This window comes from Caballeronia sp. SL1002 (assembly GCF_057814995.1).
Genome location: NZ_JBYMUW010000005.1, coordinates 587785 through 600010 on the forward strand (window position 1 = coordinate 587785; position 12226 = coordinate 600010).

At 59.8% G+C, this 12226-nt stretch carries 9 protein-coding genes; 6 read left to right on the forward strand and 3 right to left on the reverse strand.

Translation table 11 applies throughout. The features are described 5' to 3' along the window. Nucleotides 1-131: 131 nt before the first annotated feature. From AC3D25_RS27090 to AC3D25_RS27115, 6 genes are all read left to right on the forward strand, one after another. The gene (locus AC3D25_RS27090) at nt 132-1715 is read left to right on the forward strand and encodes a sugar ABC transporter ATP-binding protein (protein ID WP_488891567.1); all 1584 of its coding nucleotides are present in this window, start codon (nt 132-134) and stop codon (nt 1713-1715) included. Continuing rightward, entirely contained in the window at nt 1712-2713 is a 1002-nt protein-coding gene (locus tag AC3D25_RS27095; RefSeq protein WP_488891568.1) for an ABC transporter permease, read from the forward strand. Before AC3D25_RS27090 ends, AC3D25_RS27095 begins: the two co-directional genes overlap by 4 nt. Before the next feature lie 111 nt (nt 2714-2824). Next, nucleotides 2825-3970: a substrate-binding domain-containing protein gene (locus tag AC3D25_RS27100; protein ID WP_488891569.1), complete on the forward strand. Its 1146-nt coding sequence runs from the start codon at nt 2825-2827 to the stop codon at nt 3968-3970. A 67-nt stretch (nt 3971-4037) separates the two neighbouring features. Continuing rightward, nucleotides 4038-4760: a DeoR/GlpR family DNA-binding transcription regulator gene (locus AC3D25_RS27105; protein ID WP_488891570.1), complete on the forward strand. Its 723-nt coding sequence runs from the start codon at nt 4038-4040 to the stop codon at nt 4758-4760. Between the two features lie 502 nt (nt 4761-5262). Then, the gene (locus AC3D25_RS27110; RefSeq protein ID WP_488891571.1) at nt 5263-5907 is read left to right on the forward strand and encodes a TetR/AcrR family transcriptional regulator; all 645 of its coding nucleotides are present in this window, start codon (nt 5263-5265) and stop codon (nt 5905-5907) included. A 271-nt stretch (nt 5908-6178) separates the two neighbouring features. Then, the gene (locus tag AC3D25_RS27115) at nt 6179-6577 is read left to right on the forward strand and encodes a VOC family protein (RefSeq protein WP_488891572.1); all 399 of its coding nucleotides are present in this window, start codon (nt 6179-6181) and stop codon (nt 6575-6577) included. 575 nt (nt 6578-7152) lie between these two features. Here AC3D25_RS27115 and AC3D25_RS27120 read toward each other — a convergent pair. The 3 genes from AC3D25_RS27120 to AC3D25_RS27130 all read right to left on the reverse strand — a co-directional run bounded on the left by AC3D25_RS27120 (nt 7153) and on the right by AC3D25_RS27130 (nt 12169). After that, the gene (locus AC3D25_RS27120) at nt 7153-7887 is read right to left on the reverse strand and encodes a Crp/Fnr family transcriptional regulator (RefSeq protein WP_488890004.1); all 735 of its coding nucleotides are present in this window, start codon (nt 7885-7887) and stop codon (nt 7153-7155) included. Nucleotides 7888-9261: 1374 nt separating this feature from the next. Continuing rightward, the gene (locus AC3D25_RS27125) at nt 9262-9525 is read right to left on the reverse strand and encodes a hypothetical protein (RefSeq protein ID WP_488891573.1); all 264 of its coding nucleotides are present in this window, start codon (nt 9523-9525) and stop codon (nt 9262-9264) included. 469 nt (nt 9526-9994) lie between these two features. Next, nucleotides 9995-12169: a beta strand repeat-containing protein gene (locus AC3D25_RS27130; RefSeq protein WP_488891574.1), complete on the reverse strand. Its 2175-nt coding sequence runs from the start codon at nt 12167-12169 to the stop codon at nt 9995-9997. Nucleotides 12170-12226: the final 57 nt, after the last annotated feature.

Genomic DNA, 12226 nt, shown 5'->3' on the forward strand with positions numbered 1-12226 from the left:
CTGCTTGCTGTTCGGAACGCAAATGTTAACGATTCATCATCGATGTGATACGAGCAGATCATAAAAGCGCGCGTCCAAACGCGTGCGCATAACAGAGAACAATTCGTCGTTTCGACGAAGGAGGCAGCGACATGAGTGAGCCGCTTGCGGCCGCTTCATCGCCTTTGAAGCCATTGATTCGCGTTGCAGGCGTGACCAAGCGGTTTGGCGGCGTGCAGGCGCTTCGTGGTGTGGACCTCGAAGTCCTTCCCGGAGAAGTCCACGCGCTGCTGGGCGAAAACGGCGCCGGGAAATCGACTCTGATCAAGATCCTGAGCGGCGTGCACGCTTACGATCAGGGCGCAATCGAGATCGATGGCGTGAACGTGGCGTTCGACTCGCCCGCCCAGTCTCGCGACGCAGGCGTGGCCGTGGTCTATCAGGACTTGAGCCTGGTCGAGTCGTTGTCGGTGGGCGCGAACCTGATGCTCGGGCGCGAACCGCGCACGCGTCTCGGCTTCATCAAGAAACGCGAACTCATGGCGACGGTCAGCGCATTTCTGCGCGAACACGGCATTCCGCTCGATCCCCGCGCGCTCGTCGGCTCGCTCCCGTTTGCGTATCGGCAGATGACGGAAATCTGCAAGGCGCTGATGGGCGACGTGCGCGTGCTGATCCTCGATGAACCCACGTCGGCGCTGACTGGCGGCGAGGAGGACATCCTCTTCAACGCGATCCGCACCGTTACGGCGCGTGGTGTTGGCGTGATCTACGTGACGCACCGGCTGAACGAAGTCTTTCGTATTTCGCAGCGCGTCACGGTGTTTCGCGACGGCTCGAACGTCGGCGTCTACGAGACGGCGCAGACCGATATGAAGCAACTGGTCGCCGCCATCGTCGGTCCGGGCCATGCGGCGCTCGAAGCCCGCGAGCGATCCGCCACGGGCGGGACAGTCGAGGAGTCCAGGCCCGTTCAGAGCGCCACGACGCCGCCTGTGCTCACGCTTTCCGGCGTGAGCAACGACCGCTTGCGCGACGTCAATCTCACCGTGCGCGAAGGCGAAATCCACGGCCTCGCCGGGCTGATCGGCAGCGGCCGCACGGAGATTCTGCAAACCATCTTTGGCCTGCGCGCAATCGAGACAGGCGCGCTCGCGATCGGCGGGACATCGCCCGCGCGCCTCAATCCGGCATCCGCGATCAAGCTCGGCATCGCGCTCGTGCCGGAGGACCGGCACGTGGAAGGTCTCGTGCTCGATCACTCGATCGAGCGCAATCTGACCTTGCCGTGGCTATCGATATTTTCACGGCTCGGCTGGTTGCGAAGCCGTGCCGCCGCGCGTCAGGCTCGCAGCGCCATGTCCATGCTCTCGGTGAAAGCGCCAGGTCCCTCGACCGATGTGAAGTTCCTCTCAGGCGGCAACCAGCAAAAAGTGGTGTTCGCGAAATGGAACAACCCGCGCCCGCGGCTGCTGTTGCTCGATGAACCGACGGTCGGTGTCGACGTCGGCGCGCGCGAGGAAATCTATGGCGTCGTGCATGACGCCGCGCGCGCAGGCACGGGCGTGCTCGTCGTGTCCTCGGACCTGGACGAAGTACTGCGCCTGTGCGACCGAATTTCCATCGTCGTGGACGGTGGCATCGTCAATACGGTCGAGCGCGCGGAAATCGCTAACGCAGAAGCGCTTCATCACCTGATCCAACTCCCTCGTTTTCTCGAAGAGCACGCAACATGAACGACTCCGTCACGCCGATGGTCGCCGACCGTCCGGCCACTTCACCGCAACGCAGCCGGGCGTGGCGGATCGCGCAGAGTTTGATTCAGGGCGACCGGCCCTACATGCTCTATTTCGCCTTCGCGATCCTGCTCGTGGTGTTCAGCTTCGCCTCGCCGTGGTTTCTTTCCGTCGATAACTTCCTGAACATCGGCCGGCAGACCGCGCTCGTTTCGATCATCGCGATCGGCATGACGTTCGTCATCATCGCGCGGCAGATCGATCTGTCGGTCGGCTCGACGCTCGCGTTGTCGGGCATGTCCGCCGCGCTCGCGATGGCGCACATCGGCGACTCCTGGGTCATCGGCGCACTGGCCGGGATCGGCACGGGCGCGCTTGTCGGCGCGCTTAACGGCGTGATCATCACAAGGCTGAACATACCGTCGTTCCTCGTCACGCTAGGCTCGCTTAGCGCGGCACGCGGGCTCGCGTTGCTCGTGACGACGACCAAGCCCGTGATCGTCACCAACGATTCGTTCCTGTCGATCTTCGGCGAGGGCGTTATCTTCGGCGTTCCCGTCCCCATTCTGTGGACCTTGCTGGCCGTGATCGCAGGCGTCCTGCTGCTGCACTACAGCGTATTCGGCCGCCAGATCTATGCGTCTGGCGGCAACCCGACGGCGGCGCGCTATTCGGGGATCAACATCAAGCGCGTCACGACGCTCGCGTTCATTTTGACCGGCGCGCTCGCGGGACTCGCCGCGCTCGTGCTCGCCGCCCGTTCGCATGCGGCGCGGCCGGACGTGGTGCAAGGTCTCGAACTCGACGTGATCGCGTCCGTGACGCTCGGCGGTTGCAGCCTCTTCGGCGGACGTGGCTTCGTGCTGGGCACGTTGCTGGGCAGCCTCATTATCGGCACCTTGAATAACGGCCTCGTATTGCTCGGCGTCAGTTCATCGCTTCAACTCGTCATCAAGGGCGCGATTATCGTCGCGGCGGTGGCGTTCACGAAAAAGTAGCAGCAACGAGGGCGCGTCGATCACTCGTGATGTGGCAATCCCGGCAACGCGCTGCGGGATTTTCAAAAAACGGCAAGACAGTGAGTAAAAAAGACCAACGGAGATAAGATCATGAAACATCGTCGTGCCTCGAAATCGATGCTAGTCAGCGTGATGGCTGCAGCAAGCGTCGCCGCGTTTTGTTCATCGCAAGCGGGCGCGCAATGCGTCACGGGCTTGCCGGCCGGATCGATCGGCCCCACGTCCATCATCGGACAAGGACCGAACGGCGAGAAAGCTTCGTCGGTCAGCGCCGTGCAATTGACCCCGGCAGAAGAAGCGAAAATCAAAGCCGGCAAATACAAGGTCGGCGTGTCGATGCAGACGATGAACCTCGACTGGTCGCAATTGCAAGTGGCCGGCATTACGGACACGCTAAAGAAATATGGCGTGGAAGTGATCGGCGTGGCGTCGGCGGAATATCAGGTCGACAAGCAAATCGCGGACATCGAGAACACGATCCAGCGTCACCCTGACGGCATCATCTCCATTCCCGTCGACGGCACGGCGACGGCCGCGACGTACAAGAAGGTATCGGCGGCGGGCATCAAGCTCGTGTTCATGGACAACGTGCCGACGGGCCTCAAGCATCCCGAGCAATACGCGTCGATGATTTCCGCCGACAGCGAAGGCAACGGCCAGATCGCGGCCAAAGTGCTGGCGTCGTGCGTGGCTAAGGGCAGCACGATCGGGCTGGTCAATTTCGGCGTGGACTATTTCAGCACGAAGGAGCGGACCAAGGCCGTCAATGACTGGATGAAAAAGAATCGGCCGGACCTCAAGATCAAGCAGGTCGATTTCACCGATCCCTCGAAGGTCGGCCAGATCGCGGGCGACTTCCTGACCGGCAATCCGGACGTGAAGGGACTGTTCGCGGTGTGGGACCAACCGGCGCTCGACACGCTCACCTCCATGCGCGCGCAGGGCGTGAATATCCCGGTCACGACCGTCGATCTGGGTCTCGAATCGGCGATCGAAATCGCCAAGGGCGGACCGCTCAAGGCAACCGGTTCGCAGCGTCCTTACGATCAGGGCGTGGCGGAAGCACTCGCGATGATGAAGGCGATACTCGGCCAGACGCCGCCTGCGTGGATCGGCATTCAGTCGTTGCCGGTGGTGCAGTCGAACGTGCTGGAATCGTATAAAACGGTGTTCAAGAAAGATCCGCCGCCGCCTCTCGCGGATGCGTGCAAGAAGGCGGGGCCCGCCTGCGGCTGACCGTCACGCAGGCGGCGCCGATATGCGCGTCGCCCGGTGTTCTCGACCTGGCGAACGGCATCTACGCATGACAAAAACCGAAAGACTGCGCGCGCTGGCGGACACGCTGCGCGAGCAGAGCGTATTGCGCCTGCGCGACGCGGCCGCGCTGCTCGATGTTTCGCAGATGACCGTGCGCCGCGATATCGCCGCCAGTCCGGGCGTCTTCACCTATCTCGGCGGCTACATCGTCCGCGCCTCGGATTTGCCCAACGGCGCGGACTACACCATCGACGAAGAGAAGGATCACTTCGCTCAGGCGAAGGCCGAGGCATCGGCGGCGGCGGCGCGATTGCTCACCGACAACGACACCGTGTTCATCGATTGCGGTACGACGCTCACCACGCTTGCGCGCCTCATTCCCGCCGACATGCATCTGACGGTGGTGTGTTACTCGCTCAACGTCGCGGAGATTTTGCGACGCAAGTCGAACGTGAGAATGATGTTGCTCGGCGGTGTGTACGCGGCGTCGTCCGATTCGTTTGCAAGCGACGAAAGCGTGGCTACGCTCAAACGCATGGGCATCAACAAGGCATTCATGTCGGCGGGCGGTGTCGATGAAACGCGCGGCGTCACGTGCTGGAATTTCCATGAAGTGGCGATCAAGCAGGCGGCTATGGCGAGTGCGGTCGAACGGCATCTCGTAGTGGACGGCAGCAAGATCGGGAAGGTGAGAGCGATGCGTTTTTCCGAACTGGGCGATTTCAATTCCTTGATTACCGAGAAAGGGCAGGGTCTGCGCAAAGCTTGAGATAGGCTGGTTCCGCGGCGAAGCCGCTTCAAGCCTCGCCCTACGGTCGTCGAGCAACGCTGGATCGACGATCTGGAAATTCTCTTCTCCATTGTCGATTGATTGCTTGCTTGTAGAACGGATTCAATGCGTCGTACTCGCTGTCGCGGCTGTCGAAAAAGCGCAGACATGGTAAGCGTCCATCTGAGTGCCCGCGATGGTAATGGGATTGTCCATTTGATCATTTCTGAAATTGAGCGCTCATCTCGCGGCGGGCGAGCCGTGATGCCGATGGATGTAACCCGACAATGCAATCACGAGCATCCCATTTTATGGCATCAATCCGTGAATTGCCCGTCGTTTCGGCGCTGTAGGGCGGTATATCGTTTGCGGCCGCGCCCCGGTCGCGGAGTAGGGCGCAGATATTGCAACGATCAGCGGGCAGCCGGCCGCCCAGACAGAAACTGTACCTTCCACGACGCGTAGAATCCGAGCTAATACTCGCTTCTTATCGGAACGCATCGTGGTGACAAAAAGCAAACGCCCATCATTGAAGCCGCGGAAGATGCCGCAACAATCCCGCGCCGAAGCAACCGTTTCGGCGATTCTGGAAGCCGCGGCGCGTATCCTCGAAACCAAGGGATCGGCGGGACTGAATACCAATTTCGTTGCGCAACGAGCGGGGGTCAGCGTCGGCACGCTCTACCAATATTTCCCTAACAAGGATGCGCTCATCGTTGCACTTAGCAAACGCGAAATGGCGGTGTTTTTCATGGACGCCGAAGCCGCATTGAACGAGTCTACGGGCCAGACTGCATTGAAGCATCTGATTGCGGTATCGGTCCACCAGCAACTGCGCCGTCCTTCGCTTGCTCGCGCGCTTGACTTTGAGGAAGCGCGCCCCGCGATTGCAAAGGAACTCGCTTCGTCCAAAGGCTCGTTTTATGAGGTGATCGGACAGATTCTTGCGCGCGACGACATTCCTGAACAACCTGATACGTCGATTGCCGCCGATGATCTCGTGGCCATTGTTCGCGCCATCGTGGATGGCGCGGGCGAGCGGGGCGAAACGGACCGGCGAGCGCTGGAGAGCCGAGTCGGCCGCGCGTTGTTCGGCTACCTGGGGATCGCAGAGGATCAGGTCAAAAAGCCTCGCCAACGAAAATGAGTTTTCATTGATTTTTTCGCACGAGGAAGCGCTTTTGGAGTGCCGCTGAAATGTGAGCAATCGTTCATATCCCAGCAATGGTGCAGGTCCAGATACCTTGTGTCTATTGGGTCTTGTGGGAAGTGAGGGAAAGTGTCGAATGCGAGTATGAAACACGAGTAAATACTCGCAAAATTGATCCCGCGGCAAGTTACTGGACCGGCACCGCGAGGTAGCGGAACGGGTGCGACATGCTTCCCGACCCTTCGAAACCATTGCTGAGAGATTAATCATGAACCTTCATAAGACGGCGAAACTGAACCACCTGAGTTTTCCCACGACCAACGTAGCCGAGACGGCTGCATTCTTTGAAAGATTCCTGGGCTGTGACGTGGTCGCCGCGGGCGAGCATCGGCTGCTAAAGCGCAATGGCTTTGACATTGTTCTTGAGCAAGTCACCGACGAAGCGCCGGTCTGGCCTAAGAACTTTCACTTCGGCCTGGAGGTTGACACGTTGGACGATGTGCACACCCTCCACGACGAATTCCTGGCGGGCGGTGCTCAGATGGAGACCGGCGTATTCAACAACACACGCGGATCGCGGTTCTTCTGCCGCGCGCCGGGCGGTGTGCTGATCGAGGTGACGACCCGCGCAGATATGCAGCAGGAACAGTGGCGGAAGTTGTTTTGATAGGGGGAGTCGTTGCCGGCGGTGTTGGCGCGCTAGGCGACTGACTCTGCTAAGTTTCGGTGTTTTCCATTCAGCGGCGAATGCCTCGTTGGGCTGGTTTTGCGAGGCTTCGATTTGCTGAGTTTCCGGTGTGCGCGAGGACGGGCGTTCTGATTCATTTGCGATGCGCTAAGCTGCCGCGCACGGCGGCGTGCCAATAGTTGCTAGAAAGCGCTGAACGACAATAGCGACACATGTGCGCGAGCAAGCAAAACGCTCGCGAAGGTCTATACCATGAGGTCGAACTGGGCCACGGCCTAACTGGTCGAATCCGCGCGGAATCTTGCGGGCTGCGAAACGCTCGCGGCTGGTAAACGTTAAATTGACATAATCATAATTATCGATGTTTTCGTTTGTTAGCGTTCAATAGTAGTGTCGGACTTTAGAGCAATAGAAATGTCGTACTGGTGGTTTCGGCGCACGCCGGTCAAGCATGTCGCCGAGGAATCGATCAACAACAAGCGTCGCTAGGCCGCCGATGAAGGCCGGCCACTGACCTATGAACACAATCCGACCCACGCATACTTCACTTACCCTTAAGCCACCGCTTCCACACGACGCGTGCTCGGCAGCATCCGGTCGAACTCGCGCTTGACGATTCCGTAGCATTCGCAAGCACGCGCTTCGAGCGCCGCGCGATCGAGCACCTTGATGCATCCACGGCTGTGATGGATCAAGCCGGCATCGTGCAGCTTGCCGGCCGCTTCCGTCACGCCTTCGCGACGCACGCCGAGCATGTCCGCGATCATCTGCTGGGTCACCCGGAATTGTTCCGACGACGTACGATCTGCCTGGATCAGCAGCCAGCGGCACAGTTGCTTGCTCAGCGTGTGATGGCGATTGCACGCCGCCGTTTGCGCCACTTGCGTGAGCAGCGCTTGCATGTACAGCAGCATGATCCGGCGCAGGAAATCCGAGCGGCCAAAGTGTTCACGCAACGCGCTCGCGCTCATCCGATACGCAAAGCCCTCGCGCTGAACCTGAACGCGCGTCGGCATCGTGTCGCCGCCGGTCAAGACGGGCACGCCCGTCATCCCTTCACGGCCGACCGCCGCGACTTCGGCGGTGCCGCCATCTTCCATCGTGTGGAGCAGCGACACGATGGCCGTCGTCGGGAAATAGACGTGATGAATGCGTTGGCCGGAGTCGCACAGCAGTTGCTCGGTGCGTAACTGGACGAGTTCGAGATGCGGTGCGAGCGCCTGCCATTCTTGCGCGGGAAGCGCGCCCAACAAATGATTGCCGTGCAGGTCGGACTGAAGGGTCAACATGATTTTTGCTTCTCTTGGTCTCGCGCGATGTGCGCTGTATTTTTATCTGGCGCGCTGCGGATTTCGTGTTCGCATCTGATGGCGTTCATCGAAAATCCGCAGCGACCAGCCCCGGAGCACATCTATCGCCGTTTGTATGAAACCCCTCACGGCTGTTTTGTGTGCTTTGTCAGACATAAGCGAGAGTCGTGCCAGGAACGACGAATCCGCTACCAGTAAGCAGGCTCACGATATGTCGCGCGCCGCACGCTGCGCTCGCGCGCGGATTTGATTCAGTTTTGAATAGACGAAATGAATTGAGGGCCTTGGGAATCGGCGCGGGAAGCGGCGTCGAAAATTAACGTTATCGTTTGCGCGTTCGCGCGGGTAAGGGACCACTCGCCTTCGGTCGCTAACGAGGCATATAACCGCAAGGGGCGTCAAAAGTGTTGCAAGTCTGACGTTTACCTAGCGAGGCGCCGCGCTTAGCGGGCGAGACAACGATACGAACTTGTCCGCGCAAGCCCCGCCTACTATGCGTTTGGCACATTCACCTTTCACTCGCTGTCCCGATGCAGGCACGCGGTGAAAGGAGGATGAAAACCGTTACGTTTTCGAAACGTCGACCGCCATTTGCGTTTCGGCTCTGTCGCGTGTCGAGTTTCGAAACTAGAAAGTCTCAACCTCGTATAGCGGACAAGTCCTGACTTGATCGTTGCTTCAACGGCGGCGTCCGACAAGTTCGCGCTCGCATACTCGGTGCCGATTGCATTGGCTTCGCCCTCGTTCAGGCTCTGGCGCTAATCGCAGCGACCGACCGTCATCGGAAGGGGAAATCCAACGAGCAGCGCGAGCAAAGTCAGGATCGATGTCTAAACGACGGTGAAGTCTTCGCGCTCTTCGTCCGTGAGCGCTAACATGCGCCGCACGACGGCCCGGCTAGCGCGACCGATGAGATCAGCAGCTATATCGCTCGGTTAGAAGGTCGCCTAAGCGGGATCTGCGTCGCTCGATTTCGGTGTATCGACCCGATCGAACACTTGAACACGTCCGTTTGCAAAACGGGTGATGAGCGACAAAAGTCTTCGCGCGACACCCCGGCAGCGTCGTCTCGTCGTCTCCGTCAACGGCAACCGCCCCCCCTATGTACTCAACATCGGGCTCCACGCGTTCAATGAGTAAATGCGGCACGGCTCTCGAAACATTCGGCCGGAATGGCATACTAAAGCTTAAGGAAACTGGCTGAAAACTCGCACGCTTTTTGCGAATCTGCCGACGCTAAAGTCTTAGCGTCTGGCAAGTCTTGCGGACATAGACCCTATCGGAACGGCACGCCGGGATCGATAGATGCAGGTCTCGCTTTGAAGTCAGCAAGCACGATGGCTATTCTCGCGCTTAGCTGGCTGAGGTGCTGCTGCTGGATTTCTGCTTCTTCGCTTTGCCGTGCTTCTTCGCCTTAGGCGAAGAAGCAGCCGGCGAACTGTGAGGAACGACGACCCCGCCCGGCAAAGCCGCCCCATTCTCGCCCGCGCCATTGGGTGTTCCAATTCCTGTGCCGCCGGCGCCCGCGCCTCCACCGCCTCCCCCTGCCGCTTGCACACCATTAAAAAGCGAAAATAAACTTACAAGAATTAGAGATTTCGTAAGTACGGTCTTCATATCCGCTCGCTATTCGGGTTCACAAAGATCCAGTCCCGGCCGATAATCGATAGAGACTTCAAGGACGGTCAATCGCAGAAGCGGCGATCAGGACCGGGCAATTGCCGACATCAATACGCTTTCCGATGCCAGGCAAGGACGCGAGTCGCCACTACATGGAACCCGCTTCCCAGCCGCCACTGTCGCACAGACTTACGACCGCTGCATCATAGACGAGGATTATCGTAGTGCGAAGCGGTGCCACGGCCGAGGCAGACAGACATCGGAGCCTTGCCGGACCAAGCCAAAGCGATGAAGGCCGATCCATTGAAGCGTTATCGAACGGCGGTTCGAGTCCGGCGATCTTGCGCAGTTCGAGATATTTTACGTTTCTAGCGCTTTGAGAACACAAGAAAAAGAGCGCACGTCCATCGAACGGCGCTCTGATTGCCATACAGTCATCGCATGTTTCGTAACGAAACCGCGCCCTTCATTGCGACTGCAACTGCCAGCGAAGAATCGGATGAGTGCCGCCCGCCGGGATCACCCATGTGCCGTTCGGCCCGAAGTCCCACGTCGCGCCGAAACTCTGCGGCACGCTCATTTGCGCGGTCGTAAGTCCCGTTACGCCGCTCGCTCCGGCGCCGTTGACGCCGATGGTCTTGCCGCTGGTCTGCGTGTCCCAGAAGTCATTCGAGATCGGTCCGCTATTTGCACCGATAAATCCAGCGATTAAATCAGGCCCGAAGAGCGTGACTGCTCCGGTCGAGAACGACTCCCGTACGGTGCCGGTGTTGTCGCCAACGAGGCCGCCGTTGTTACCCAAATCGAGGAACGTTTCTCCCGTCGCATACGACTGCGTGATTGTTCCTTTGTTGTCCGCGACCAGTCCGCCCACTCCGCTCCCATGCGAGCCGCTGGACGCGGCCCCGGTCGCGAAGGACTGGTTAATGGTCCCTGTATTCAAGGCGACAAGTCCACCGAGTCCTGCCTGGCCGCTCACCTCGGCCGTGCTCGACGAACGTTGAATCGTTCCGTCGTTTCTCGCAACGAACCCTGCCATGATCGAACCGAAGAACGCGTTTTCATCGTCGACGTTTCCTGCCGTATGCACATTGACGAGCGTCCCGCGATTCAGGCCCGCGAGCAAGCCCACCATCGCGCTGGTTTCAGTCGTCGCCGATCCGCTCACGGTGAGATTGCGCACGACGCCGGTCGTGCCGATGATGCCGAACATGCCGATATAGTCGTCGCTCGTGGTATTGACAGTGTCCGCAATGGCGAACCCGGAGATGGTGTGCCCCATGCCGTCGAACTGTCCGGTGAAGGCGCTTTGCGTCGTCACACCGATGCCGCCGCCACCGGTTGTCGTCAGCGAAAGATCCTTGCCCAATGCATAAATGCCGGCAAGATCGTTCGATACGGCATTAAGATCCGCCGCAGTATTCACGAGCCGATACGCCGTGTACTGCGTCTTGAGACCGCTATACGGCGCGGCTAGCCATAACGGATTCGTATGGATGGTTCCCGCCGTATACGTCCCGTTCATATCGCGCAGCGCGGCCGCGGCACCCGTGCTGTGCGACCAGTCGATGGTCCCGCGATTGCTCACGCTGCCGCCGTCGTCGATCCCGTTCGCGTCCGCGCGCAACGTGAGATTGCCCGCGCCCGTGTTGGCGACGGTCGCGCCCTGCCCGACCGACACGCTGTGACTCGCGTTCAACGCAAGCGATGCGTTGCCGTTCCAGCGCAGACTCGAAATCACGTCGATGTCGCCGGTCTTTCCACCTTTGCCGGTGGTGTCGATATCCACCGACACGCCGCCCGACAGCACCCTTGCGAGCGTCGCCGTTGCAAGCGGACCAGCGGTATAAGCGGGTGTGGTGAGATTCCATTGCGCCGCGTCGATCACTACGTTGTCGAAGTGAAACGTCGCTGCGTTCGTATCGACCGTGCCGCCGCTTCCGTTGGCATTCATCGCGCTGATGATGCCGTCCGCATTCACCGCGCCCGTATCGGCGACGAGCCACACATGACCGCTTCGCTTGGCCGTGCCCGTGGCGCGCAACTGACTGTTGGTGCCGGCGAACGCGAAGATGTTGCCGTCGGCGGCCTGCAGGCTGATCTGCGCTGCCTTGATCGCGCCCGTGTTGTAGATGCTTCCCTGACTGCCCGTCTGCACGAACACTTGCTGGCCGCTCGCCGAATCGTGCAGTAAAACCGAACTGCCCGCCGCGAGTTCGGCGGTCCCCTTGGCCGCGGTAATATCGCCACGATTCACGATCAAGCTCGGCGAGATGAGGAACACATCGCCGCCACTCGAACTGATCTTGCCGAGATTAACCGCGACGCCGGTACCTGTTCCAGTCAAGCTCAAATCGCCGCCGTTCATGAACGCGGTCGTGTCCGCGCCTAACGCCGATGCAACAAAGCGGCCGCCGGTCGATACGACACCCGTCGAGCTGATAACGACGCCTTGCGGATTAATCAGATATAGAGTTCCCGTCGCGCTAAGTTTTCCGTCGATCAGCGAAAGTCCGCTATTACCTGTTACGCGGTTAAGCGTCGCACCTGTGCCATTGTTGATGGAAACGCTATTGCCCTCGCCGACGGAAAAGCTGTTCCAGTTGATCACGCCGCGCGATGAAGTTTGGGTGACGCCCACTGAAGTGGCTTGCGTCGCGATCGAGCCTGCGCCCGCTACGAAATGACCGCCTTGGGG